The sequence below is a fragment of the Henriciella pelagia genome (assembly GCF_002088945.1).
GTDB classification, from domain to species: domain Bacteria; phylum Pseudomonadota; class Alphaproteobacteria; order Caulobacterales; family Hyphomonadaceae; genus Henriciella; species Henriciella pelagia.
This window is the reverse complement of record NZ_NCSU01000007.1, coordinates 166,977-189,875: the sequence shown is the minus strand read 5'-3', so window position 1 is coordinate 189,875 and position 22,899 is coordinate 166,977. Positions and strand designations below refer to the sequence as shown.

Genomic DNA, 22,899 nt, shown 5'->3' with positions numbered 1-22,899 from the left:
GAGAGATGCGTTAGGTTGCATTCTGGACAACAAGACCCATCCAGCCCGAAAGGAACGCCCCCATGAAACGCCTGCTTTTTGCTGCTGCCGCCGCCTCCATTGCTGCGCTCTCGGCGCATGCCGGAGAGACCGTGACCTACGAAATCGACGGTGAGGCCTATGAGGGCTATCTCGCTGAAGCGACCCGCGAGTCCAGGGGCCTTGTCATTGTCATCCATGACTGGGACGGTCTCGACGATTATGAGCGCACCCGCGCCGAAATGCTGGCCGATGCGGGCTATGACGCCTTCGCGGTTGATCTCTACGGCAAGGGCAACCGCCCGGACACGACCGAGGGAAAGACCGCCCAGGTCCGCGCGCTTTACGGCGCCCGCGAGATGATGCGTGAGCGCATCCTCGCAGGCCTCAAGGCCGGACAGGACGCGTCTGGCGAAACGAAAGCAATCGTCATGGGATACTGCTTTGGCGGCGGCGCAACGCTGGAGCTTGCCCGCGCGGCCTCCAGTGACGATGTCGTCGGATACGCGACCTTCCATGGCAGTCTCGACACGCCGGAAGGCCAGAATTACGACGCTGTCAACGCGCCCATACTGATCATGCATGGCGGCGCGGACGCCGGCATCCCGATCTCGCTGGCCGGTGAGCTTGCCACGATGCTGGAAGAAGCCGGCGCGACTTATGAGCTGGAAGTCTATTCCGGCGCGCCGCACGCCTGGACCGTTTTCGGCTCCGACCGCTACCAGCAGCTCGCTGACGAGAAGAGCTGGGACGCCTTCATGGATTTCACCGACCGTTATCTCGGCGAAGCTGAATAGTCCCAGCTCGACCCTTCCTGTTCGCCATGGTACCCTGTCCAAAGGACAGGCGTGGAGGGTCGGTCATCGCAAACCTGGTTATCTATCTCACAGGGATTTACGCGCTGGGTGCCGGGTTCGCGCTGATGCTCGCTCCGGGCAGAATGTCTTCCATGATCGACAGTATCGCGGACATGCCGGCTGTGAGCTATGTCACCGGCGCGATCCTCGCGCCCACAGGGGCTGCAGTCCTGATCGCCTGTCATGGGTTTGCTACACTTGAGGTCGGCATCGCCACAGTCATTGGCGCGGGCATGTTGCTTGAAGGCTGGCTTCTCATGGCGGCGCCCAAGACGCTGCTGTCCATCGCAAGGCCTTTCCTGATGGCCCCGCCGCAAATGCGCATCATGGGAGCCGTGGTGGTGTTGCTCGGCGCGGTGCTGACCTGGCTGGGCTGGCCTTATTGAAGGCGTTGACCTTGCCGGTTGCGCAAACCTTTGCGCATGTCGCTGAGCACTAGCGGTCGTGCATGCCCTTGCCGTTGAAGATGTGCTGGCGATATTTCCCAATTCGGTTGGCACGGGTTGCAGCCTGCTTTCCCTGATTGAAATGCAGGAGGTAGCCACGCTGGCGACCGGGTGTGAGGTCTTCGAATGCCTTCCGGAAATCCGGATCCTCATCAAACGCGTCGACAAGTTCACCCGGATAGTCCGGAAGTTCGCCGCCTTCGACCTTCAACTTTTTTCGCTCCACCTCGATCGCACTCGCGACCAGCGCCCTTATCGTATCCGCCGCCGCCTTTACGGCATCGACCGAATTGAACTCCAGCCGCTTGGCAGAGCGTGAATTCGGGCCTTGCTCCTTCAATAGCCCGTCTGGATCATCTACCAGCCGCCCTTTGAAGAACATCAGCGCGAGGAAGTGCTTCATCCGCTGGATGATGCAGATATTCTCGCCATCCATCGAATAGCAGGGCTTGTTCCACTTCTTCTCTTCGGTGAGCCCGCAATCCAGCAGGATTGCCCGCACTTCCAGCGCTTCATCGCGCCACCGGTCGGCCGTCAGGAACGTCTTGTCGAGCGCCGCACTCATCAGGTCACATCTTCTCGCCGGGTAGTTTCGAGGCCTGTTTCATCCAGTCGGCGAGCTGCGCCTCATCAATCGGATCGTCCTCCCGGATGTGGAAGTAGCGGACATTCTCGACCTTGGAGGTTTCCGGCGGCGGTGGATCGAGCAGCGCGCCCTTGAAGAAGGACACTTTCACATAGGCCTTCATGCAATGGTATCCGGTGAAGTAGACGTCCTTCTCCATGCCGTAGAGCGGGGTGTTCCACTTCACCGCCTTTTCGACGCCCGGCACCGTCTCGCAGATGATCCTGTCCAGCGCCTTGCAGACCTGCTGCTTCCATCCGGGAACAGCGCTCAGATACGCCTCGATTGGCGCGTCGCCATATCCCTTGGGGATCTGCGGATTACCGCCTGCAAGCAGTTTGGGCTTTTCGGTGCGCATCGTGGGGCCTCACTCCAGTTTACCGCTGTCACCAGCGCTTCGGATGTACGGCAGCACAAATAGATAGCTCCCGCTGACCATCAGCAAGACCAGGGGCGCAAGCGTCGTAAGGCCAACCGCCAGAGCGACTGTCTCTCCGCCAATTCCGGTGATATTGGTAACAATGTTTGCGACCACGCACACCATGAAGATCGCGGCAATCCAGCGATGGCTGGTTCGAGTGAAGCGGCTGAAGCTCATTTGATGCTCCTTTAAGTCTGGCGGTTGTGATTCCGTCCAATCAGTCCCCTCGGGCCAGTGCGGTCTCGAGTTGATCGAAAAAGCGGGGCCACCCCTGAAGCGCACCGCCATAATACCGTGGCTGATCTTTCTTGAATCCGCTTTGCTCCATGGTCAGAAGCGTCCCGTTCTTCGCAGGTGTGAGCGTCCAGGTAACGACGGTCTCCAGCGTACCGTCGCCCCAAGTGTAGGATAATCGCCGTTCGGTCTCGAACTCCAGGATCTCGCAATCAACATGTCCCCAGTCAGCTTGAAAATTGAACCGGTGCCCATGCTGCAGTCGAAAATTCGCTTTCATCAGCCATTCTTCGAGAAACGCGGGCACAGTCAAAGCTCGCCACACTTTGGAAGGCGGGTGTGCCAGGTTGCGTTCAAAACAGATGGTCTTGATGTCTGGTTGGCTTTCGGTCACTGATCCATCCTCTTGAGAAGATCGTCCAGGGCATCAAACCTGGCATTCCAGAATGCGGTCATTTCTGTGGTCCAATCGGTCAGTTGCGACAACGCGCCGACGTTCGGACTGTAGAAGGTCTGCCGCCCCTGGGGCTGGTCGCTGACCAGACCGGCATTTTTGAGGATACCTAGATGCTTGGAAACGGCGGGCTGTGAGATTCCTGCCGCTTGGGTGACGGAAACCACGCTCTGGCTCCCGCCGCGGCACAGGCCTTCGAAAATTGCGCGTCGGGTCGGGTCCGAAAGTGCCTTGAAGATAGCATTCTGAGCGCTGGTCAAAAATTATAATCCATTGGTTATGAATAACGCATAGCCAATCGGTTATGAAACTGTCAACCCGCTGGCTCAGCGATGGCGCGGATTGGTATAGAGATCGCGTTCATGGCTATCGAGCTGGCGCACCGCCCGCCCGCGGCAGAGCTGTTCGAGCTCGCGTTTCACATGCCGGCGCGCCGAGCCGTTATAGCGCAGCATGGCACAGAACATCTGAACCACCTGCTCAAGCTTCGCATAGCTCTGCGCCTTGTCGAGCTTCACCTTCCATGATCCGCCCAGATTGACGATGCGATGGTCGAGCGTCCCGACCTTGCGGCTCTGGTCATCGTACAGCGTATAGTCGGCGCCGATGCCGATCACATTGCGGCGCAGCCGATAGAAGCGCGGGCCATCGCCAGTCTCGATGAAGAAGGAAAACTTCTCCGGAAACAGCGTCCATTTCTGTGCTGAACGCTCAAGCTGGATAAGCTGGTCATGCCGCGCGAGGTTGATGGAGTAGGCGGGCACCGGCACGCCGCGCGCGCCGAGGCTGAGCTGTAATGAGCGACCCATCAGCAGTTCCATCGAGCCGCGCCAGGTCATGTTCTCGTTGAACTGCTTGATGACGAGGCGGCGTTTCATGCCGTCACCATCCTTCCAGAGCGCCTTGCGGAAGGCGAGAATGCCCGTCCGCTCGGAGCCTTCCTTCACCTGGCCGATAATCTCCATGTCGCTGGTGAATTGCGGCGAGGCGGCTTCATGCTGGGTATGTTTCATGATGCCGAGTTCGGTCGTGTTGAGATCGGTCAGCCAGAGATCGACCTTGAATTCGCGCCATTCGGTTTTCGTGCGCTCGCGAGACGAGGTGGCATGATTTGCTGTGATGGCCATGCGCGGGATGCTCCTGCGGGCTTTGGGTTGGATAGTTCAGCCCAAACTCTCGCCGCTTCGGCTATACACAAGGTTAACGGATCGGAGCTTTTCATTAAGCTTCTCCGCTTCCTCATCACATTGATGGCCACATTCAGGGCTTGCGGCCAGCGCGCTTGTGGGGGAGAGGGGGCGCCATGAACATGACCGAACAGATTTCAGTCCCAGCCCGCTTTCGCGGTCCACCCCAGTCCGGCAATGGCGGTTACACTTGCGGCCTCATGGCAGAGCCGCTCGGCGGCCCGGTCAGGGCCATGCTACGCCAGCCCCCGCCACTCGACACGCCCATCGACATTGTGCGCGATGGCGATGGCGTGAAAGCGATGGTTGGCGAGACGCTGATCGGAACGGCTGTGCCTGGAAACGTCACGATCGACCTGCCGGAAATACCGGACGCGGCGGGCCTCAAGGCGGCGCGGGACGCCTATCTTGATGCGGCAGACATACATGCCATTCCCGGCTGTTTCGTCTGTGGCCCGAAGCGAACGCCGGGCGATGCGTTGTGCCTGTTCACCGGCCCGGTCCCCGGCAGCCGGGTCAACGCCGATGTCTGGGTCCCTGATGCAGGCTATGCCGGCGCCGATGGCCTGGTGCGACCGGAATTCATCTGGGCTGCGCTCGACTGCCCGACAGCTTTTGCCCTGCGCCACGGCGACACCAAGCTCTGCCTGCTCGGCTCCCTGACGGCAGAAATCCATCGTCGACCGAAGCCCGGTGAGCACCTGATTGCCATGGCCTGGAAGCAGCGGGTGGACGGCCGGAAAAATTATGCCGACGGCGCGCTGGTTGACGAGGCCGGAAAGGTCATCGCTGCGGCCAATGCTGTCTGGATCGAGCTGACGGACCCGAAAATGATCGCCGCCATACGGTCAGGCGCCTGACGCAGGGGCGTGCGGCCGTCTCAATTTACCCCGCTCCATCCCGCGCCGCATGCGGAAAGAGCTGCCTGTGCCGCGCGCATATCTTCGGCCAGAGCGTCTCCAGCTCCGGCTCCTCAAGACCGAACACCTCATCCAGCACGCTCGCCAATTCCTCCGGCGTATCGGATATCTGCTGCGTGCTGCGCCCCGGCATTTGCGTTTCCAGCATCCGCCCCCGCAGGATGAAATAGCGCGTCCCGCGCCGGACCTTCGCCGTCAGCGTCTTGCAGAAGATGCTGTTCGGATCAGTGATCTGCCAGGCATGGCGCTCCGCCAGCAGCGCCTCATCCGCAGGCTCAGTCCGAAAGTCATAGCTGAAAGTCGCCCCCGGTCCGCCCTCATGCAGGCGCCAGTAGCCATCATCCACTTTCGCCAGCGCCATACGTACGGGAGAATGGTCGCTCACGCCCTCGTCCAGCGCGATGGCGTGCACCTGGGAGCTGCCAAACCCGACATCGGCGAGATAGTCGCGACCCAGCCGCACCAGCAGCGCCAGATGATTGCCGAGTGCTTCATCGCCCAGCGCCTCGCGCCGCACCCCTGCGCTGAGCCGCATGACCTCAAACCCGATCTCGCCCAGTGCCCAGCCGAACACGGCATTCATTTCATAGCACCAGCCGCCCCGCCGCCGCGTGACGATCTCGTCAAAGGCAGCCTCCAGCGAAAACATCACCGGACGCCCGGCATGCACATCCAGATTCTCGAACGGCACCGCATTCACATGTGCCTCATGCAACGCGTTCAGCGTCTCAAGGTCCGCCCGCACCGGGCCGGCATGGCCAATGCGTTCAAGATAGGCATCGAGGTCGAGCGTCATCGCGGCTAGATGGGGAAGGGCGCATGAGCAGGCAAGCGATCCTTTCCTTCGCCCCTTTCCGAATGCCGCGCATTCCTCTAGGATGCCTTCAATCCGAGGGGCGCGCCGTGCATGCGCTGAGATCGGGCTGACGCCGCCCGAGCACCCTTAGAACCTGATCCGGGAAATCTCCTCGCCGAGGAGGTGGCCGGCGTAGGAACGGAAAAAACCGCGCGCGCCCCCGGGTCTCAAACCATTTGGAGAGACCCCTCATGAACAAGCCCACCAACCAGTCCGAGTTTTCGACGCCGCAGGTCACGACCGGTCCGCTGCCTGCGAGCCGCAAGGTCTACACGCACCCGAAGGCCGACCCGAGCCTCAGCGTCCCGCGCCGCCTGATCGACCTGCACCCGTCCGCGAATGAAGAGCCGGTGCCGGTCTATGACACGTCCGGCCCATATTCCGACCCGTCCGTCACCATCGATGTCGAGAAGGGCCTTGCCCGCCACCGCACCGAATGGATTCTCGCGCGTGGCGGTGTCGAGGAATATGAGGGCCGCGAAGTCAAACCCGAAGATAATGGCGGCGTCAGCGGCAAGCACCTCGCCCGCGAATTCCCGACCCGCCACAAGCCGCTGCGCGGCATGGCCAGCCTGAACAAGACCGAAGTCGCCTCCTCGCCCTGTTCGATGGATCTCGATCCGCCGGTCAATGCCGAGGGCAAGCCACTCGTCACCCAGTATGAATTTGCCCGAGCCGGCATCATCACCAAGGAGATGATCTACGTCGCCGAGCGCGAGAACCTTGGCCGTCAGGAAATGCTGGAAGGGGCCGAGCAGAAAATCGCCGAGGGCGAAAGCTTCGGCGCCGAGATCCCTGCCTTCATCACCCCGGAATTCGTGCGCGACGAGATCGCCAAAGGCCGCGCCATCATCCCGGCCAATATCAACCACCCGGAGCTTGAGCCGCAGATCATCGGCCGCAACTTCCTGGTCAAGATCAACGCCAATATCGGCAATTCGGCCGTGACGTCATCGGTCGAGGAAGAAGTCGACAAGATGGTCTGGGCGACGCGCTGGGGCGCCGACAATGTCATGGACCTCTCGACCGGCCGCAACATCCACAACACCCGCGAATGGATCATCCGCAATTCGCCGGTGCCCATCGGCACGGTGCCAATCTACCAGGCCCTCGAAAAAGTGAACGGCATCGCCGAGAACCTCACCTGGGAGGTCTACCGCGACACCCTCATCGAGCAGTGCGAGCAGGGCGTCGACTATTTCACCATCCATGCGGGCGTCCGCCTCGCCTATATCCACCTCACCGCCAAGCGCGTCACCGGCATCGTCTCGCGCGGCGGCTCGATCATGGCGAAATGGATGCTCGCCCACCACACAGAGAGCTTCCTCTACACCCATTTTGAGGACATCTGCGACATCATGCGCGCCTATGATGTCTCCTTCAGCCTCGGAGATGGCCTGCGCCCCGGCTCCATCGCGGACGCCAATGACGCGGCCCAGTTCGCGGAGCTGGAGACGCTCGGTGAGCTCACCAAGATCGCCCACGCCAAGGGCTGCCAGGTGATGATCGAAGGGCCGGGCCACGTCCCGATGCACAAGATCAAGATCAATATGGACAAACAACTCAGGGAGTGCGGCGAGGCGCCTTTCTACACGCTCGGCCCCCTCACCACCGACATCGCGCCCGGCTATGACCACATCACCAGCGGTATCGGCGCGGCGATGATCGGATGGTACGGCACGGCCATGCTCTGCTACGTGACGCCGAAGGAGCATCTCGGCCTGCCGGACCGCGACGATGTGAAAGTCGGCGTCATCACCTACAAGCTCGCCGCCCACGCCGCAGACCTCGCCAAGGGCCACCCCGCCGCGCAGATCCGCGACGACGCGCTGTCACGCGCCCGGTTCGAGTTCCGCTGGGAAGACCAGTTCAACCTCTCCCTCGACCCCGAAACCGCCCGCGACTATCACGACCAGACCCTCCCCAAAGAAGCCCACAAGGTCGCCCATTTCTGCTCCATGTGCGGCCCGAAATTCTGCTCCATGAAGATCACCGCAGAGGTCCGCGACTATGCGGCAGGCATGACGGATAATGAAAAGGCCGACCTTGAGAGGCAGGCGAAAGAGGCCGAAGAGGGCATGAAGGCGAAGAGCGCGGAGTATGAGGCGATGGGGCGGAAGCTTTATGTGGAGCGGGAGTAGCCGACAAAGATAACTCTATGCGGGCCTATATAGACATCTGATTAGTCCGCATTCAGCCCGAATTTCTCAAAAATTAAGCCGAGCCTTTTGAGCTCGGCTTTCTTGTTTGTTTTTGAAGTCGTTCGGAGCTTAAGCGTGTCGATTTTCCAGTCCAAGCTGCCAGCGGATCATGTCGCCGATGAGCGGAAAGATATCATTGTGCTTGGCGCCGAACCTCATGAGGCCGTCTTGAAAGAGGCCAGGATCGCGGTTTGCTCCATCGTCTTCAGGCAAATACTCTGCGAGTCCCGCGATTCCCAAGTTCTCGCGCTCGTCTTCGGATAGCTGATAGTATCGCCATACTGGGTTGTTATGGGAGAAATCCACGTTTGCGAGTTCTTCCATCAACTTCTCGTATTGTGCATCTGACGATTCTGACCGCCGTCGGTTGAACTTAAAGTCGTACACCAGCTTTGCCACGGCTTTGAGCACGACGGGTTGAGCGAGAATGGTCTTCTCTTTTGCCCGTTCGTCACCGAAGTGCGGAACTTCAATGATCGACTCCCACATCCGATGGACGGTATCGATTTTTGGTTCGATACCGGCCGGAGTCGCGCCCGCCACGTTACCTTTATTCAGGAATGCTATCGCATTCACCGACACAAGGTCTTTCAAAGCGATTGAGCCTTCGTCCTCGGACCAATTGCGCGGTTCCTTATCGACCACATCAACGACCCCGCCGGCGACAAGTGTTTCCTTAATGTAGGAGGTAATCGGGTTAGAGCTGTCGAAGCTCAACGCAAGCGATTTATCAACCTTCTTGCCCAGTTGGTTTAAGTCGTGAAATAGCTGTCGCTCTTCATCCACATTAAGGCCCAGATGAACCTCAACCGAAAGCGTCGCATAGCTCCGCATCGCCTGATAAACTTCGTTCCATACCAGCATCTCTTCATCGGTGGCGTCGTCACCCTTTCTGGGAAACAGCGCTGCGGTCTTGGCTGGATATCGTCCCGACGTCGAAACCTGTTTGAGGAACTGTACAACAGAATTTGCGCCGTCGCGTCTATGCTGCCCGTCAATGACCCAGAGGATATGGCGCTGAGCAAGAAAGATCTTAAATGCAGCGGTTTCGCCTTCAGCGGTGACAAGCCGTTTGCCGCCAAGATCTGATCCTCCCGGTTTTACGGTCCGGATCGAACAGACGATAGGCTGCAGCGAAAAGTATGGTTGCGACCCCAATTCGTGCAAAAGGCTTTCAAAGATCGGCGGAACATCGAGACCCTTCGACTGTCTCCGAAGTGCTGCTGCAGAGATCAGCCCCTTTAGCATGTAGACCGCTAGCTTCTTCGAGTGATTTGGATCGAGACGCCTTTGCGCTACCGGGCCGGCGTCCGGATGATTGGCAACATCTGAAAGTTCGTAGAAGTCCATAAAAGGTACCGACATCGTAAACACGCGGTGCCCGAGATTATGACCGATGAATACGTTAATCGGACGGGCGTTTGCGCCGCTTCCGCTATCGAGGTCATCGAGACTTTCCATCTCGGCATTGAGGGGGGTCGGCAGGTCTTCATTCTTTCCAAACATGGCATTTCCTTTCTCGCTGGTTGGCGATGATATGTAGCGTATTGCATCCACATTACAAGCCCCAGGAGAGTAGAAAAAGTCATTTTTGTTTCACCTGGTATGTGCAACAGGGGTCGTTTTGAGTTAATTTATCGGCCGCGATCTGCCAATGCCGCGGAAGCTCATCATCCCTGCTGGGTAAAAGAGGATCGAATTTCTGTCCCGGCTCATCCCCCATTGCCTCCCCCCATTCCCAGCGCTAATCCCTCCCGCATGCCAGACACACCCTCCACCGCCTCCCGCCTCGACGAGCTTGAAATGCGCGCCGTTCATCAGGACCAGACGATTGAGGACCTCAATGGGGCCATCACGGCGCAGTGGAAACTGATCGAGCGGCTGGAGCAAAGCGATGCTCCGTTTCGCCGTAGGGCGGGTTAGCGTCAGCGTAACCCGCCGGTTTTGCGGGCAGAATTGGCGGGTCATGACCCGCCCTGCGCCCCCCTTGCCCCTCCCGCGCCACACCCGAAACTTCGTTTCGCCGTAGGGCGGGATGACATCCCGCCGCCATGATCCGATGCCTCGAACGACAATTGGCGGGATTGCGGCTGCGCCTCCATCGCCGCCTTATCGTGCACATTTTGGCGGGTATCGGCCTTTGGCCTCAACGCCGCCCTACGCCCCACTTGCCCCTCCCGCGCCGAACCTTCTGGCTTGTATTGGCCTTGGGCTTCGATGGCGGGATTTCATCCCGCCCTACGGGCTTCACGATCTCAAATGTTCGTGATATGTTCCGCCTATGCCGAACTATCGTCGCCTCTATGTGCCGGGTGGGACTTACGCCTTTACGCTGTGCCTTCATGACCGGCGGGCCGATACGCTCATTCGGTATATTGAGGCGTTGCGCGCCTCATATCATGAGGTGACGGCCCGGCATCCGCTCCGGACAATCGCGATCTGCGTCCTGCCCGATCACATGCATCTGCTCTGGGCCTTGCCGGACGGCGACTGCGATTTTGTGAACCGGTTGAGGTTGATCAAGGCCGGTTTCACGCGGCGCCTGCCAGCGCACCTGAAATCGGTTGGCCGCAAGGGGGAGCGTCGCATCTGGCAATCGCGCTATTGGGAACATGTCATCCGGGGCGGTTCGAGCGTCAAAAATCGATCCAGTGAATCGATTTTAGCGAAGAACGACCTCGCCGCGCACATGGATTACATTCACTGGAACCCGGTCAAACATGGGCTTGTGGCTTCGCCGGAGGCGTGGCCGCACTCGTCCTGGCATCGTTACAAGGATAGCTGGAACCGGGAATGGAATCCGGACACGCCCGTCCTCCTCACCGAACCGTAGGGCCGGATGCAATCCCGCCAATATGATCGGCGGGATTTTATCCCGCCCTACGCCGCCGCGATGCGGGGGCCGCCGCCCCTATCCACATGTCCTGCGGCGAAATTCGGCGAGGTCCGGCACTTCTCCCGATTGTGGCACTGCGCAATCCACGATGTGGTAGCGGACCTCATAAATGCTGCGCGCCGCCTTGTTGGCGATAATGGCATAGGCCCCTTCCGGGCCCGTCTGCAGCATGTTGGGGTGGAACACCATGCCGCCAAGGGAGTCGTCGGAGAACACGTCCCATTCCATGAGTTCGAGCGTGACCAGCCCGTCCAGCGGGGTGGAATGGTCAGACAGGACATATTCGCCCGCATCGAGACTATAGGCCAGTTCACCTGCGCCGCCGGTCGGCACAATCTGGCCGTTGACCTTGAAATAGAAGTCGTCCGCGCCGGCCGTGACGCCATCGACGACATCGACCACGCTTTCGCCGAGTGCACCCCAGTCATCCGCGCCCGCAGCCTCGGAAATGAGGGATGTGACGACGTCACCGAACAGTTCGCCAGCATAGGGCGTGGCCTGGATGCCCTGTTCCAGCGCGAAGCCGCCAATCTGGCCCATCACGCGCGCGGCATCGCCAACCCCGGCAGAGGGCGCGAGCGCCCGGAAGCGCGACAGGTACAGGTGTTTCGGGGAATTCTCTGTCCAGTAGGACATCTGCTGCAGCGACACCTTCGCAAGGTCCTGCCGCCCGCGCTCGTCCAGCCCGACCAGTTTCGAAGGCGTCCCGCCACGGCGCAGGTCGTAATCCTTGAACTCGAACCGGTAGAAATCCAGCGCCGAACCTGTTGCATCAAGGCTGCCTGCGCCTTCGCGCCGCCAGTGCGGATATCGCTCATCGTGCGGGCCGAGCACGTACACAACATCCGGGCGCCAGCCATCGGTCCCCTTGACCTCCAGCTTGACGTGCGTGACGCGGCCAAGGTCGGCAATACCCGTGAACCTGTAGTAATCCCAGCCATCCCTGCGGAAATCATCGCCCGGATTATCCAGCTGGGTGTGCAGCGATGCGCCGGTGTCGCCATAAAGGGTGATGAAGACATCATCATCTGTTTCGGCGTGTTCCCGCTTGGACGTCTTCACGTTCACATAATAGGTCTCGCCCGCCGGCTTCGGTGAGGGTTCCGGCTGTTCACCCTTGCCCGCCTTGTCGGCTTCCCTTTCCAGAAAGCAGGGGTGGCGCGTGGCATCCCTCACGTCGAACAGCTTGCTGTCGACACGACCATCATTATAGCGCGGCGACATCATGATCAGGAGTTTTGCCGCCTCGTGCCTGTCGCACGCTGTCGAATGGCTGTCGTCCAGCCGTGCCATCGCTGCCTGATAGTCCTGTCTGTCTTTCTGGTCCCTGTCCGTCTGGCGGGCGGTCAAAATCCGGGATTCGGTCAGTTCAACTGAAGGGTATGCGAGCCGGTCATCTGTGCTCAGCCGGATGGCCCCGTCGGACGGTCTGTACAGATAGTGATTATAGGATTTGCCGCCGGCTTCGCCATGGCCTGGTATCGCGACAGGCCAGTTCGGGAACTCCGGATCGTGCGGTCCGAAAATTTCCACCTCCGCCCCGCTCCACATATCGTCGCCGTCAATCGAAAGCCTGATCTTCTCGATCCGCCCCAGAGAGCCCTTGTGCGGCAGGCTGTAAGTGTCCACCGCGCCGGTTTCGAGATCATTGTGCCCCGGCTTGTCGAGGCGCAGCTTGAAGCTTGACCCGCGACTGCCGAAGCCTTCCAGCGTGACAGTATTGTCTGTTCCGGCATTCTCGGATGAAGCCGTCGTGACCGTGATGAAATAGACGTCCGGCACCGAAAGGCTGGCCACTTTCCGATAGGCGGCCTGTCCTTCTTCATCCAGCGCCCTTTCGGCCGTGCTCACATGGTCGGTATCGATGGTGACCCCGCGAAAATCGAAGCGGTAATAGTCGAACCGGTTCGACCCCGTATCAGCGTGGCGCGGTGACTCCTGTCGCCAGCCGGAAAATTTCGGATCCTTCGGCCCGAACACATAGACCACCCGTGGGGACCAGCCGTCATCGCCTGTCACCTGAAGCTCGACGCTGATGATCCGCCCGAGGTCATGATCTGACCTGAACTTGTAGGAATCCCACTTGCCGCGTTGCTGGTCATCCCCGGGATTGTCGAGCTCCCAGCGCACGGAACGCTTGTCGCCCTGCAGAGTGATATAGGTCGGCGAGTCGGTCCCGGCGTCTTCCGCATCCTCCGTCAGGACATCGACATAATAGGTGAAGGAAGCGGCATGCGCCGCCATGGGCAGGATCAGCAGGGCGAGAACAAGGGAAAAACATGCCCGAACGGCACCAAGGCCGACATTGACTGGTTGCATGATGTGATCCCCCGGACATTTTCTGTGTCGTTTAAGTCCTGATCATTAAGGCGTTTTTCCACTGCGACAACGCGCTTCTTCAGTCTCTGGGACTTCGCCGCCTCGCCGTGTGCCTTCCCTCCTCCCGCGTCAGAGCGGAGGGCACGACGCTGCAGCCCATTGCCTCCCCTCACACCCAGCGCTAATCCCTCCGCCATGTCAGACACACCCGACACCGCCTCCCGCCTCGACGAGCTTGAAATGCGCGCGGTCCATCAGGACCAGACAATTGAGGACCTCAACGCGGCCATCACGGCGCAGTGGAAACTGATCGAGCGGCTGGAGCGGCAGGTGACCCGCCTCGCCGAGCGCGTCGCCGACGCCGAACAGTCCGCCGGCCAAGCCGCTGCCGTCGACCGCCCGCCGCCGCACTACTAGGTCGAGCGCGCCCCCACGCTCACCGATGCCCGAAAAATTCCGGATCGGTGTCCTCGTCATAGGGTATCGCCTTTCGGTCTTCCGGCACGCGCGCTGCGTCCCAGGGCGCGTCGGGACTGATGCGTTTGCGGGCGCGGGTGATGACCATGAACAGAGTGCCCGAGGATTGAAGGTCCTGTAGAAGTTCCATGGCCTCCGCGATGCAGAAGGCCGGCGACCCCCATATCGCCCGCCGTCGTCCAATGCCGTACAGCCCCTCTTCAATGGCGCTCGACGGTGTCCAGATCCGCCAGTCGACCTTGAAGAAGCGCGGGTTCGAATGCACCCCATCGCCCTGCCAGACAGAGCGCCCACGCCGGAACCACCGCGCTGTCGGCATTGCCCCGTCGCCAAAGCTGACCCGAATCCCCGCGCGATAACGCCAGTTGAACGCCATTGGTCACCTCTCGCTTGCTGAAAGCGAGAGGATATCATGGGTGTTGATGGCCTTATTGTCGCAGCTTGTTGGCTATTCCACCGGCCCGTTATTCCAGGCGTCCCAGTGCATCTTCCATTCGCCGTCCTCGAGCGCCCAGAGGAGCACCGCCTTGCCGCCGCCCAGCGCTTCGCCATCAGCGTCGTAGAGCGTGACGTGGGCGCGCTCGGTGATATAGCCCTCGCCCACCGGCAGGGCCTCATCGGTTACGAGATCGACCGTCTCGATCACACCGAACGCGCCGGTCCAGTAGGCGGCGATCGCCTCGGCACCGACCATGTCGGGCGCATCGGGCGGCACAAGGCGGCCCGTCTCGGTATAGAGGCTGGCGAGCCCCTCGGCGTCATCGGCGGCGAAGAAGGCTTCGAACCGCTCATTCTGCGCCTCGACGGCTGCGCGCGCCTCATCGGCCGTCATCGCAGCCGGCGCATCCGTCTCGGCCGCCGCGCAGCTGGCGAGCGCTGTCGCTGCCGCCAGCCCCGCAAGGCCCCCGGTCGCACGCATTGCAAATGTCTTCATGTCTCATTCCCTCCACCTTCAGGTGCGCGGACTGTCACCCTGAACCACGCCCCTGTCAAACGGGATCGGGCTCCTGCACGCGATACTCCTTGCCGCCTGCGCAAACCTGCTTAAGCTCGACGTCCAATCTCCGGAGGAAACCCACATGGTCCGTAAATCACTCTTCATCGCCGCGCTCACCGGCGCCAGCCTCACCGCCATCGCACCTGCCGCCCAGGCTGGACCGGATGAGTATATTGGCGAAATCATCACAGTCGGCTTCAACTTTTGTCCGCGCGGCACAATGGAGGCCGATGGCCGTCTTCTGCCGATTCAGCAGCATACGGCCCTCTTCTCACTGCTGGGCACCTATTATGGCGGCGATGGGCGCACGAGTTTCGCGCTGCCGGACCTTCGCGGCCGCGTCGTGGTAGGGACGGGCCAGGGGCCAGGTCTTTCCACGCGCACCGTCGGAGAGAGGGGCGGGATTGAACATCACTCAACCAGTGTCCCGGTTATGGTGGATGATGGCGCAGGTGGCGGGATGGGGAACAGCACGACCGGCGAGAACATGCCGCCCTTCCTTGCGATGAAACAGTGCGTCGTCACGCAGGGCATCTACCCGTCACGGAACTAGCCTGCTGCAGTCTTTGCGTCCGGCACTGGAAACCAAACCGTGCGCTGCGCTGTTGATGTCTTGTCTCAACCAGCAAGCAAAGCGCCTCATATGTTTACCCAGCTCAATCCGCCCATCCCCCTTACCGTGAAGGATAAGGGTGATGGCTTCGCCGTCGGTGTCATCGATTATGGCCAGGAACACCACCTCATCTGGGTGACGATCATTACCGATAGCGGCGAGATCTGGTGCGCGCCAAACCCGCAGGTGCGCGCCCCCGGAAACTGGACAATGGGGCGCGAACGTCCGGCGCTCGACAGCGCCCACTAGAGCGGACAGCGTGCGTCAGGCCGCCTTGTGTCCGACCGCGATGTGACACCCCAGCCGGGCGCTGCTAAACTCGCGGCACACCGACTGGGAGACGCACATGAGAACGATTCTGACACTCGGCGCGCTGGCAGCCGCACTCGCGCTGCCTGCGCTCGCGCAGGACCACACGCTTGATCTCACCGAAGACCCGAGCCCGAATGATGAGGTGATCTTCTCGCTGGAAGTTCCCTACGAGCTCAGTGATGTCGACGAGATGGTGACGACGTTCAGCTACCAGTGCTCCATCGACATCGGCCTGCCTCGCAACGGCACAGCGACGTATAATTTTGTGAATTTCATCGAGAATGCGGGAACCGACATAACCGGCACGCCGCTCAGCGCCGATGGCTATCGCGACGTGTCGGGCTCCATTACGGTCGACATCGCTGTCCCGCTTGAACATGTCCAGAAGATCAGCGTTCCGGGCGCTCTCGCCAGTTACAAGTGCGAGCCGCGCATGGCGATTGGCGGGCTGCAGCTCGGCGTTCGGGCGGTCTATGGCGACCACTCAGAAGACCTTAGCGCGCCAGCCTGGTCGCGGGGCGTCGGCGCTGCCCGGGTCAGTGGCGATCTCGTCCTGCCGGGATCCTCATCCAGCACAGCGGCCACGCCAACGCCCGTCCAGGTCAAGGATGGCGTTGATGTTTCAGCCGTGACACCGCCTTCGAAGCTGCCAAAGTCGCCGCTCTTTCCGAAGAAGCCGGACTGATGCGCCATCTCCTTATCTCTGTCGCTGTGCTTTCCCTGGGTCCGGTCGCCGCTGCGCAGGAGATTGTCGACCAGCAGATAAAGGCTGACGCCTTCGTCTATACCGGTGCAAAGGCGCGCGAAACCGCGCCACCGCCCTTGCCGGAGATGGTTGACCAGCGCATCGAGGCGGATGCCTTTGTCTACACCGGGGCAAAAGCCCGCGAGGTCGAGCCGCCACCGCCGCCCGAAATCGTCGACCAGACGATCCGCACGGATGGATTCACCTATACTGGGGTGAAGGCCCGCGAGAACTGAACGCTGTCGCGCACAGGAGCAGGCGGGGCGCGTCAGGCCACGACTTCCGGCACGGCGCGCGCTCTCTCGCCCATGATGCCGTTCGCACGGATCGCCTTCACGCATTCGAAACTGCCGGCTCGGAAGGCGCGGCAGGCTTCGGGCCGGTTCTCATAGACGCTGCAGGCCGCCTTGCAGTTCGAGAGGTTGAGGTGCACGCAATGGCCGCACTCGAACTTCACATAGGTCTCGCCGTTCTCTGAGAAGAGGCCATCTGGTGGCAAGGCACGCGAGGCGTCCCAGGGCAGGAGTTTCAGATAGCGCGGATTGCGGCTGAAACAGCACGCCCCGCAGGACATACAGTCGAACGCCTTGTCTGACATCTGTTGTCAATGGACCCACCGCGCGGATGCGGCCGCCCGCATCGGCCCGCGGCGGCGCGTATCTAGTCCGGCATGCGTCTGTCCGCAAGCAGATTTCCGTCCCTGCGCCGCACAAAAAAGCCCCGCGCAGATGGCGGGGCTTTCGGCTCGTCCGGGAGGAAGGGGCGGCGCCTAGCCGTCCATTTCGGAAACGACACGCGCATTCACCTCCGGGTCGGTCTGCGCCAGCTGCATGATCTCGGTATAGCGTCCTGCCGTGAGGCCTTCTTCCTCGATGGCGGCAATCATTTTGGTCTGCGCGCTTTGCTGCAGTTCGGCGAGCTCGGCTTCGGTCTCCTCACCCGAAAGACCGCTATTGATGTCAGCGGCAATCGTGCCGACCTTTGCATTCGCGGCAACAAACTGGGTCACTTCTGTGTCGGTGACGGGGGCTGCCTGCTGCGGCGCGGCTTGCTGGGCCGGGGTGGCCTGTGCGAGCGCAGCCGGTGCGCCCATCATGGCGACGGCGGCGACGGATGTCAGGGCTTTCGAAATCAGCGTTTTCATGATGATCCTCATTTCTGGCTGTTGGATAGGTCAGGAGGCCAGCCGAACAGCTGAGGACGCCGCATGCAAATAAAACATCATCCATGTGGATGTGTGGTAATGTATACCGCCTGTAATGCTGATTTATATCCTGTGCTGGCGGGGGTTTTCACAAGATCGAGTATTGATAATCATCCATGATTTCGTGGGGCTAATGCTATTTTATCAGACAGGTCGCGTCCCGTGTTTCAATACACGCATGCTCGACCGCCCATGGATCTTGTCCATTCTTGCCCAGCTTCCGGCCTGTTGGTGGCCGGTCTTCCTGTGGGATTGCTGGCAGGTCGGGCGCTATATGCGCGCCTGGGGCGCCGCCCATCCTCAGGGCGGCATGGTCGGCATCGGCGTGACCCGCAAGGGACGCATTCTCATCACCTGGCAGATGCCGGCCGATGAGCGGTCTGAGACCGACTGGACGCAGCATGCCCCGCGCACGCCGTGGAAAGCGCTGGACCTCGATGCCCTCGCAACGAACTTCGCCGCCTTCAGCGCTCCGGACGGGATTTGTGCGGATTCCGGACCGGTTCTGGACGGGTTTCACCCGCCGCTCACCCCGGTCGCGCTCGAACCCGGCTAGCGCTTTACCCAACCCGCAATCCAGCCTCGCCCGCCGCAAGTCAGATCGACTTTGCGGGCGCCGGTGCTGGTTGGTGAGTTGCGTCGTCAAAAAAGCCCTCATCCTGAGCGAAGTCGAAGGACGAGGGCGAGCGGCTGGGCTTATGGCCCTTCCACCTCATATCCCTTGTCGCGCAGCATGGTGATCACGCTGTCAGGGCCAGCCAGATGACCCGCGCCAACCGCGATGAAGATCGTGCCCGGCTCCTCCAGCATGTCCTCGATCAGCGGCACCCAGTTGCTGTTGCGCTCAACGAAGAGCGCATCATAGATGCCTTCGCCGCCGCCCGTCTCCGGATTCGCGACCAGCACGCCGAGGCCCTCGACATCGCCATCGGCCCATTCCTCGACAATCTGGTCGAGCATCAGCGAGGATTCATCGAGCGCCAGCGCCGTCTCATACAGGAACTGCTTCTGCACATCTTCCGGCAGCGTGTCGAAGATATCGGCCTGGAAGGAAGCTGTTTCGAGATAGCCAAAGGACTTTCCGGCAGCCCTGGCTTCATTGATCAGGATCGTTTCGACGCCGGAGTCAGGGTCGAAGCCATCATTCTGCAGCTGCAGCACAGACAGCGTCACCGCCGCCATCCACGGTTCCATCGGGTCGAAGACCGTGGTAGGCAGGCCCATCGGCTTCAGGGCTTCATTGAGCGCGGCAAGATCGGCCTCGCTGATCTCGCTGGAGAGGCGCCGTCCATCCTGGTAGAGGCCTTTCTGCTGGAAGTCGCGTGCCATCGCGCGCATGCCTTCTTCGCTCTCCATGTCGATCTCGACGACCAACTTGTCGGCGTTCGCAAAGGCTTCATTGAAGGCGTCGCTGCGCCATTCCAGTTCGGGGCGCAGGATATGCACCGTGCCGAACAGGTGGATCGTCGTGTCTTCATCGGCCAGCGTCCACAGCGCAGGCGTGCCGGCTCCATTTGTCTTGCGGGCCTCTTCGAGCGCGGCTTCGTATTCGTCTATGATGTCCTGCCGGTCGCGCCGGACCTCGGCCATTTCAGAGCTGGTCTCGCTTGTCGTGGCCGAGAGGTCATGCGGATCGCCTTCGCTGGTGGTGCTGCTGTCCGACCCACAGCCTGACAGGGACAGAAGCGCAGCGACGCAAACGCCGACAGCGATGGTGTGAAGACGAAAAGCCATGCGTTAAACTCCCTTGCAGTGGCGCATCGGGTGCACCCTTGCATAGCTCGCGGCAGGGTGAAAGCTGTGATGTCGTGCGGGCAGGTGATTGCCCTCCCGGCCAGCTTCGCCTATGGACAGCGCGACGCACCTATAGCTCAGCTGGATAGAGCGCTGCCCTCCGAAGGCAGAGGTCACAGGTTCGAATCCTGTTAGGTGCGCCAGATCTTCCACTCACGCTTCGTCAATGTGCCGCATTTGGCTGCAATTGGTCGTTCGCAATTAAATGTCTTGTAATGTGTTTCTGGAATACGGGCTGCGATGCGTGGTGTTCCGGTGTGCCTTCTGCTCGCTGCTGCAACGTTTCCAGCAGTGGCTCAGTCAGTCCAGTCCATGGACGAGACCGGAACTCTTGAATCCGCTGATGCCGCCATGTCTTCGTCGACAGCCAGGCACCGAGACATTGCGGGTGGGGACCTGCTGACCGTCCGTACGGTCGACACTGACACCGGTTACGCCCCATGGCGGAAGATGCAGTTTCGGACCGTTCATGGCGGCACCAACCAATGACGGGCTCCCGATGTTCAAACAGCTCAAGACCAAACTCACTTTCGCCTATGGCAGTCTGCTTGGCCTCATCCTCATCTCGATCGCCATGGCCGTTTATGTGTCTGTCGAGAACACGGCAAAGACGAAGATTGCCGACGAGATGGAAGCGGCCTCCGCCGTCTATGCGAAATTATGGTCGCTGAAATCGGAGCAACTCAAGCATAGCACCGGCGCCCTCGCGCGTGATTCCGGCTTTCGCGAAGCTGCCGCAAGCCATGATGTGGCTACGCTCGCGTCTGCGCTGGAGAGCACATCCCGGCGCGTCTCGGTCGACATTTCCGGTCTCATCACAGTGGATGGAAAGCTCATTCTCGCCGGAAGCGCAGAAGAGAGAGAGGCGCCGGTTGAAATCTGGAAGGCCCTGACACGCGATGGCTCCGAGCGGGGCATCATCGAAATCGGTGGCGTGCCTCACCAGGTCGTCTCAGAGCCTGTCCGCACTCCGGGCCTTATCGGCTGGGTGCTGTTCGGTTCGGCGCTCGACGCTGCCATGATGAAAGAGCTTGAAGGCCTGTCCTCCATTCCACTCACTGCAAAAGTGGTCATGGAGGACGACCTGTCCAACGGACATGGCACTGAGAAGGACGTCGTCGTCCGCGATACGCGCATTGGCGGCTTTGGTGAACTTACCGACGCCCACCTCATCCTGTCCTATCCGATCGTTGCCGCAATGGCGCCCTTCCGTACCACGCTGTTCGCCGTGATCGTCGTAACGGTCTGCGGTGTTGTGGCCCTGCTTGTCTGTTCCTGGTTCATCTCCCGCTCGGTGACAAGGCCTATCTCGACACTCGACAATGCGACCCGGGCGCTTGCTGATGGCCGCCGCATGCCGATCAATGTGAGCTCGACGGACGAGATCGGTCGCCTCGCCGCCAGTTTCTCGAAAATGGCGGACGAGATCGAGCTTCGTGAGGAAAACATTCTCCGCCTGTCACTGACCGACACTGAGACCGAGCTGCCAAACCGGCGGGCCCTGCAGCAGAAGCTCGACGATATTTGCGGCCAGGGCCACGCCAATGTGTATGCCGCCGTCATCAGCCCGGCTCGGTTCGCACGTATCATGGCGGTGATCGGACAGAATGCGAGCAACCGCCTGATGGCAACGCTCGGCAAGCGCATTGCCGATCTCTGTCAGGTTCAGGGCATTGGCCGACTTGGCTCAGATCTGCTCGGCCTGATCATCACGGCAGACAACGATTCAGACGCGTTCCGGAGGCTTCAGGACATCGTCCGTACGGTCAGCGACTCGATCGAGATTGATGGCGAAAAGGTCGATATCCAGCTCGATGCGGGCTTTGCGCCCTTCGCGGCCGATGAACGTCTGGGCTCGATCGACCGGGCGGTCATCGCCTTGCAGCAGGGCCGCGGCCGTCATGTGGATCTGTTCCAGTTCGATGCCGAGGCCTATGGCGATCCAAGCGGCACACTCTCTTTGATGAGCGAGATGATCGACGGTCTGAAGGATGGAAGCATCTACATGACCTACCAGCCAAAGGTCGACCTGCGCAGGCAGACCATCGGGTGTGTCGAGGCCCTGCTGCGCTGGAAGCATCCGGTGCGCGGCTTCGTATCGCCGGAGGAGTTTGTGCGGACGGCTGAAGAGACCGGTCACATCCGCCCGCTCAGCGAGTGGGTGCTGAAGCAGGTCCGGGCAGACCGGCAATCCTTCGTCGTGGCAGGCTTCGATATCAAGATGGCCGTCAACCTTTCTGGCCGGTTGCTGACCGATTCCGACTTTCTCGACTGGTCGATTGCGACCATCAGGGACGAGACATCCCGTTACTGTTTCGAGGTGACGGAAACCGCGGTCATCGACGACCCGGAGCTGGCGCTCGCAAACATTGAGAGGCTGCGCGATGCCGGTATCGAGATTTCGATTGATGATTACGGGTCGGGCCTGTCATCGCTCAGCTATCTGAAACAGATCCCGGCGCATGAGCTGAAGATCGACAAATCCTTCGTCATTCCATTGGCCGCTGGCTCATCGGACGCGCTTCTGATCAAGTCGACCATCGATCTTGCCCACAGCCTCGGCATGACGGTCACCGCAGAGGGCGTAGAAAGCGCAGAGGTGCTCGCCATGCTGAGTGGAATGGGCGCAGATTCGGCGCAGGGTTTCTTCATCTCGCGTCCTGTGAAGCATGATGAGGCGATCACCTTCCTCCGGGACTTCGTCCACCACGCAGGCACGGCCGGCACGACGCTGAAAGTCGGCTGACGCGGTCAGGTGGGACGAGGCATCAATCTGGGGAGCGGACTGGAGCGGGTACACGGAATCGAACCGAGATCCTCAGCTTGGAAGGCTGCTGCACTACCGTTGTGCTATACCCGCCCGGAGCCGGTGGAGATACTTCGCCGCCGCGTCCGATGCAAGTGGCGAAGTTATTTGATCGCAGTCCGGAGGATCAGCAGTAGCCTTGAGCCGCATCCATCGCGGAGCGTAGCCAGCCGGAGGTCACGACAGGTAAGCAGCCCTGAGCGCGATCCATGTGAGGCGCGTTAGCGCCGATACGGGATCAAAAGAGGAAAAGCAGCCTTGAGCATGATCCATCGCGTAGCGCAGCGAAGCGGGGATCGAGACCAATAAAGCCCCTGCCGCCGCATTCGCTTGCCTGAAATCTGTCCGCCGGACTGATTTTCCTGATCGACGCCAGATCGGCAGGAAATGGTGGAGGGGACAGGATTCGAACCTGTGTACGCTATGCGGGCAGATTTACAGTCTGCTGCCTTTAACCACTCGGCCACCCCTCCAGGGCATGTCCTGCGACGCTTTGATTGACGCCGCCGGAACAGGA

At 60.7% G+C, this 22,899-nt stretch carries 27 protein-coding genes, 3 tRNA genes and 1 riboswitch; of the genes, 14 read left to right on the top strand and 16 right to left on the bottom strand.

The window, feature by feature from the left end; translation table 11 throughout:
- The first annotated feature begins 62 nt into the window (after positions 1-62).
- Positions 63-815, top strand: a complete 753-nt coding sequence (locus B8746_RS03515) for a dienelactone hydrolase family protein (protein WP_084391851.1) — start codon at positions 63-65, stop codon at positions 813-815.
- A gap of 152 nt (positions 816-967) precedes the next feature.
- Entirely contained in the window at positions 968-1,261 is a 294-nt protein-coding gene (locus B8746_RS03510) for a DUF2065 family protein (RefSeq protein ID WP_158084528.1), read from the top strand.
- A 49-nt stretch (positions 1,262-1,310) separates the two neighbouring features.
- Here B8746_RS03510 and B8746_RS03505 read toward each other — a convergent pair whose 3' ends face one another.
- The 6 genes from B8746_RS03505 to B8746_RS03480 form a co-directional block, all read right to left on the bottom strand.
- Positions 1,311-1,886, bottom strand: a complete 576-nt coding sequence (locus B8746_RS03505) for a YdeI/OmpD-associated family protein (protein WP_084391849.1) — start codon at positions 1,884-1,886, stop codon at positions 1,311-1,313.
- Positions 1,887-1,890: 4 nt separating this feature from the next.
- The gene (locus B8746_RS03500; RefSeq protein ID WP_084391848.1) at positions 1,891-2,304 is read right to left on the bottom strand and encodes a DUF1801 domain-containing protein; all 414 of its coding nucleotides are present in this window, start codon (positions 2,302-2,304) and stop codon (positions 1,891-1,893) included.
- 9 nt (positions 2,305-2,313) lie between these two features.
- Positions 2,314-2,544, bottom strand: coding sequence for a hypothetical protein (locus B8746_RS03495; RefSeq protein ID WP_084391847.1), 231 nt, complete (start codon positions 2,542-2,544; stop codon positions 2,314-2,316).
- Positions 2,545-2,584: 40 nt separating this feature from the next.
- Entirely contained in the window at positions 2,585-2,995 is a 411-nt protein-coding gene (locus tag B8746_RS03490; protein ID WP_084391846.1) for an SRPBCC family protein, read from the bottom strand.
- The gene (locus B8746_RS03485; protein ID WP_084391845.1) at positions 2,992-3,315 is read right to left on the bottom strand and encodes an ArsR/SmtB family transcription factor; all 324 of its coding nucleotides are present in this window, start codon (positions 3,313-3,315) and stop codon (positions 2,992-2,994) included. Before B8746_RS03485 ends, B8746_RS03490 begins: the two co-directional genes overlap by 4 nt.
- A gap of 66 nt (positions 3,316-3,381) precedes the next feature.
- Positions 3,382-4,182 (bottom strand): hypothetical protein, encoded by an 801-nt coding sequence (locus B8746_RS03480; protein ID WP_084391844.1) that lies wholly within the window; start codon positions 4,180-4,182, stop codon positions 3,382-3,384.
- A 176-nt stretch (positions 4,183-4,358) separates the two neighbouring features.
- Here B8746_RS03480 and B8746_RS03475 point away from each other — a divergent pair, with 176 nt between their 5' ends.
- Positions 4,359-5,102, top strand: a complete 744-nt coding sequence (locus B8746_RS03475) for a hotdog fold domain-containing protein (RefSeq protein ID WP_084391843.1) — start codon at positions 4,359-4,361, stop codon at positions 5,100-5,102.
- A 25-nt stretch (positions 5,103-5,127) separates the two neighbouring features.
- Here B8746_RS03475 and B8746_RS03470 read toward each other — a convergent pair whose 3' ends face one another.
- Positions 5,128-5,958, bottom strand: a complete 831-nt coding sequence (locus B8746_RS03470; RefSeq protein ID WP_084391842.1) for an arylamine N-acetyltransferase family protein — start codon at positions 5,956-5,958, stop codon at positions 5,128-5,130.
- Between the two features lie 86 nt (positions 5,959-6,044).
- A riboswitch (TPP riboswitch) is annotated at positions 6,045-6,174 on the top strand.
- 35 nt (positions 6,175-6,209) lie between these two features.
- On the opposite strand from B8746_RS03470, the gene thiC reads away from it, so the two are divergent.
- Positions 6,210-8,159 (top strand): phosphomethylpyrimidine synthase ThiC, encoded by a 1,950-nt coding sequence (thiC, locus tag B8746_RS03465; protein ID WP_084391841.1) that lies wholly within the window; start codon positions 6,210-6,212, stop codon positions 8,157-8,159.
- Between the two features lie 129 nt (positions 8,160-8,288).
- Here thiC and B8746_RS03460 read toward each other — a convergent pair whose 3' ends face one another.
- Positions 8,289-9,725 (bottom strand): DNA sulfur modification protein DndB, encoded by a 1,437-nt coding sequence (locus tag B8746_RS03460; RefSeq protein WP_198943695.1) that lies wholly within the window; start codon positions 9,723-9,725, stop codon positions 8,289-8,291.
- 252 nt (positions 9,726-9,977) lie between these two features.
- Here B8746_RS03460 and B8746_RS03455 point away from each other — a divergent pair, with 252 nt between their 5' ends.
- Both B8746_RS03455 and B8746_RS03450 read left to right on the top strand, forming a co-directional pair.
- Complete coding sequence (locus B8746_RS03455; protein WP_084391840.1) at positions 9,978-10,142, top strand: SlyX family protein; 165 nt, start codon at positions 9,978-9,980, stop codon at positions 10,140-10,142.
- A gap of 358 nt (positions 10,143-10,500) precedes the next feature.
- Positions 10,501-11,052, top strand: a complete 552-nt coding sequence (locus B8746_RS03450; protein WP_084391839.1) for an REP-associated tyrosine transposase — start codon at positions 10,501-10,503, stop codon at positions 11,050-11,052.
- A gap of 78 nt (positions 11,053-11,130) precedes the next feature.
- Here B8746_RS03450 and B8746_RS03445 read toward each other — a convergent pair whose 3' ends face one another.
- Positions 11,131-13,434: a PLAT/LH2 domain-containing protein gene (locus tag B8746_RS03445; RefSeq protein WP_084391838.1), complete on the bottom strand. Its 2,304-nt coding sequence runs from the start codon at positions 13,432-13,434 to the stop codon at positions 11,131-11,133.
- Between the two features lie 195 nt (positions 13,435-13,629).
- On the opposite strand from B8746_RS03445, the gene B8746_RS03440 reads away from it, so the two are divergent.
- Entirely contained in the window at positions 13,630-13,851 is a 222-nt protein-coding gene (locus B8746_RS03440) for a SlyX family protein (RefSeq protein WP_084391837.1), read from the top strand.
- Positions 13,852-13,870: 19 nt separating this feature from the next.
- Here B8746_RS03440 and B8746_RS03435 read toward each other — a convergent pair whose 3' ends face one another.
- The gene (locus B8746_RS03435) at positions 13,871-14,287 is read right to left on the bottom strand and encodes a hypothetical protein (RefSeq protein ID WP_084391836.1); all 417 of its coding nucleotides are present in this window, start codon (positions 14,285-14,287) and stop codon (positions 13,871-13,873) included.
- Positions 14,288-14,359: 72 nt separating this feature from the next.
- Positions 14,360-14,845, bottom strand: a complete 486-nt coding sequence (locus B8746_RS03430; RefSeq protein ID WP_084391835.1) for a YybH family protein — start codon at positions 14,843-14,845, stop codon at positions 14,360-14,362.
- A 145-nt stretch (positions 14,846-14,990) separates the two neighbouring features.
- Here B8746_RS03430 and B8746_RS03425 point away from each other — a divergent pair, with 145 nt between their 5' ends.
- From B8746_RS03425 to B8746_RS03410, 4 genes are all read left to right on the top strand, one after another.
- Positions 14,991-15,461 carry a phage tail protein gene (locus B8746_RS03425; protein ID WP_084391834.1) on the top strand — a complete coding sequence of 157 codons (471 nt, stop codon included), beginning with the start codon at positions 14,991-14,993 and terminating at the stop codon, positions 15,459-15,461.
- A 90-nt stretch (positions 15,462-15,551) separates the two neighbouring features.
- On the top strand, positions 15,552-15,770 hold the full coding sequence (locus tag B8746_RS03420) for a hypothetical protein (protein WP_084391833.1): 219 nt from the start codon (positions 15,552-15,554) through the stop codon (positions 15,768-15,770).
- A 97-nt stretch (positions 15,771-15,867) separates the two neighbouring features.
- The gene (locus tag B8746_RS03415; RefSeq protein WP_084391832.1) at positions 15,868-16,518 is read left to right on the top strand and encodes a hypothetical protein; all 651 of its coding nucleotides are present in this window, start codon (positions 15,868-15,870) and stop codon (positions 16,516-16,518) included.
- On the top strand, positions 16,518-16,814 hold the full coding sequence (locus tag B8746_RS03410; RefSeq protein WP_084391831.1) for a hypothetical protein: 297 nt from the start codon (positions 16,518-16,520) through the stop codon (positions 16,812-16,814). Before B8746_RS03415 ends, B8746_RS03410 begins: the two co-directional genes overlap by 1 nt.
- A 32-nt stretch (positions 16,815-16,846) precedes the next feature.
- On the opposite strand, the gene B8746_RS03405 is transcribed toward B8746_RS03410, so the two are convergent.
- Both B8746_RS03405 and B8746_RS03400 read right to left on the bottom strand, forming a co-directional pair.
- On the bottom strand, positions 16,847-17,176 hold the full coding sequence (locus tag B8746_RS03405; RefSeq protein ID WP_084391830.1) for a YkgJ family cysteine cluster protein: 330 nt from the start codon (positions 17,174-17,176) through the stop codon (positions 16,847-16,849).
- A gap of 171 nt (positions 17,177-17,347) precedes the next feature.
- On the bottom strand, positions 17,348-17,722 hold the full coding sequence (locus tag B8746_RS03400) for a DUF4168 domain-containing protein (RefSeq protein ID WP_158084527.1): 375 nt from the start codon (positions 17,720-17,722) through the stop codon (positions 17,348-17,350).
- A gap of 238 nt (positions 17,723-17,960) precedes the next feature.
- On the opposite strand from B8746_RS03400, the gene B8746_RS03395 reads away from it, so the two are divergent.
- The gene (locus B8746_RS03395) at positions 17,961-18,338 is read left to right on the top strand and encodes a hypothetical protein (RefSeq protein WP_084391828.1); all 378 of its coding nucleotides are present in this window, start codon (positions 17,961-17,963) and stop codon (positions 18,336-18,338) included.
- Positions 18,339-18,478: 140 nt separating this feature from the next.
- On the opposite strand, the gene B8746_RS03390 is transcribed toward B8746_RS03395, so the two are convergent.
- On the bottom strand, positions 18,479-19,516 hold the full coding sequence (locus B8746_RS03390; RefSeq protein ID WP_084391827.1) for a TraB/GumN family protein: 1,038 nt from the start codon (positions 19,514-19,516) through the stop codon (positions 18,479-18,481).
- Between the two features lie 126 nt (positions 19,517-19,642).
- On the opposite strand from B8746_RS03390, the gene B8746_RS03385 reads away from it, so the two are divergent.
- Both B8746_RS03385 and B8746_RS03375 read left to right on the top strand, forming a co-directional pair.
- Positions 19,643-19,719: transfer RNA gene (locus B8746_RS03385), tRNA-Arg, on the top strand.
- A gap of 326 nt (positions 19,720-20,045) precedes the next feature.
- Complete coding sequence (locus tag B8746_RS03375) at positions 20,046-22,322, top strand: putative bifunctional diguanylate cyclase/phosphodiesterase (protein ID WP_084391825.1); 2,277 nt, start codon at positions 20,046-20,048, stop codon at positions 22,320-22,322.
- A 40-nt stretch (positions 22,323-22,362) separates the two neighbouring features.
- Here B8746_RS03375 and B8746_RS03370 read toward each other — a convergent pair.
- Together B8746_RS03370 and B8746_RS03365 are read right to left on the bottom strand one after the other, a co-directional pair.
- Positions 22,363-22,436, bottom strand: a tRNA-Gly gene (locus B8746_RS03370).
- Between the two features lie 334 nt (positions 22,437-22,770).
- Positions 22,771-22,855, bottom strand: a tRNA-Tyr gene (locus B8746_RS03365).
- Positions 22,856-22,899: the final 44 nt, after the last annotated feature.

Bases quoted from the DNA above. Each gene is read 5' to 3' on its own strand.
- B8746_RS03515 (WP_084391851.1), top strand. From the start codon at position 63: ATGAAACGCCTGCTTTTTGCTGCTGCCGCCGCCTCCATTGCTGCGCTC.
- B8746_RS03510 (WP_158084528.1), top strand. From the start codon at position 968: ATGATCGACAGTATCGCGGACATGCCGGCTGTGAGCTATGTCACCGGC.
- B8746_RS03505 (WP_084391849.1), bottom strand. From the start codon at position 1,886: ATGAGTGCGGCGCTCGACAAGACGTTCCTGACGGCCGACCGGTGGCGC.
- B8746_RS03500 (WP_084391848.1), bottom strand. From the start codon at position 2,304: ATGCGCACCGAAAAGCCCAAACTGCTTGCAGGCGGTAATCCGCAGATC.
- B8746_RS03495 (WP_084391847.1), bottom strand. From the start codon at position 2,544: ATGAGCTTCAGCCGCTTCACTCGAACCAGCCATCGCTGGATTGCCGCG.
- B8746_RS03480 (WP_084391844.1), bottom strand. From the start codon at position 4,182: ATGGCCATCACAGCAAATCATGCCACCTCGTCTCGCGAGCGCACGAAA.
- B8746_RS03475 (WP_084391843.1), top strand. From the start codon at position 4,359: ATGAACATGACCGAACAGATTTCAGTCCCAGCCCGCTTTCGCGGTCCA.
- B8746_RS03470 (WP_084391842.1), bottom strand. From the start codon at position 5,958: ATGACGCTCGACCTCGATGCCTATCTTGAACGCATTGGCCATGCCGGC.
- thiC (WP_084391841.1), top strand. From the start codon at position 6,210: ATGAACAAGCCCACCAACCAGTCCGAGTTTTCGACGCCGCAGGTCACG.
- B8746_RS03460 (WP_198943695.1), bottom strand. From the start codon at position 9,725: ATGTTTGGAAAGAATGAAGACCTGCCGACCCCCCTCAATGCCGAGATG.
- B8746_RS03455 (WP_084391840.1), top strand. From the start codon at position 9,978: ATGCCAGACACACCCTCCACCGCCTCCCGCCTCGACGAGCTTGAAATG.
- B8746_RS03450 (WP_084391839.1), top strand. From the start codon at position 10,501: ATGCCGAACTATCGTCGCCTCTATGTGCCGGGTGGGACTTACGCCTTT.
- B8746_RS03445 (WP_084391838.1), bottom strand. From the start codon at position 13,434: ATGCAACCAGTCAATGTCGGCCTTGGTGCCGTTCGGGCATGTTTTTCC.
- B8746_RS03440 (WP_084391837.1), top strand. From the start codon at position 13,630: ATGTCAGACACACCCGACACCGCCTCCCGCCTCGACGAGCTTGAAATG.
- B8746_RS03435 (WP_084391836.1), bottom strand. From the start codon at position 14,287: ATGGCGTTCAACTGGCGTTATCGCGCGGGGATTCGGGTCAGCTTTGGC.
- B8746_RS03430 (WP_084391835.1), bottom strand. From the start codon at position 14,845: ATGAAGACATTTGCAATGCGTGCGACCGGGGGCCTTGCGGGGCTGGCG.
- B8746_RS03425 (WP_084391834.1), top strand. From the start codon at position 14,991: ATGGTCCGTAAATCACTCTTCATCGCCGCGCTCACCGGCGCCAGCCTC.
- B8746_RS03420 (WP_084391833.1), top strand. From the start codon at position 15,552: ATGTTTACCCAGCTCAATCCGCCCATCCCCCTTACCGTGAAGGATAAG.
- B8746_RS03415 (WP_084391832.1), top strand. From the start codon at position 15,868: ATGAGAACGATTCTGACACTCGGCGCGCTGGCAGCCGCACTCGCGCTG.
- B8746_RS03410 (WP_084391831.1), top strand. From the start codon at position 16,518: ATGCGCCATCTCCTTATCTCTGTCGCTGTGCTTTCCCTGGGTCCGGTC.
- B8746_RS03405 (WP_084391830.1), bottom strand. From the start codon at position 17,176: ATGTCAGACAAGGCGTTCGACTGTATGTCCTGCGGGGCGTGCTGTTTC.
- B8746_RS03400 (WP_158084527.1), bottom strand. From the start codon at position 17,722: ATGAAAACGCTGATTTCGAAAGCCCTGACATCCGTCGCCGCCGTCGCC.
- B8746_RS03395 (WP_084391828.1), top strand. From the start codon at position 17,961: ATGCTCGACCGCCCATGGATCTTGTCCATTCTTGCCCAGCTTCCGGCC.
- B8746_RS03390 (WP_084391827.1), bottom strand. From the start codon at position 19,516: ATGGCTTTTCGTCTTCACACCATCGCTGTCGGCGTTTGCGTCGCTGCG.
- B8746_RS03375 (WP_084391825.1), top strand. From the start codon at position 20,046: ATGGCGGCACCAACCAATGACGGGCTCCCGATGTTCAAACAGCTCAAG.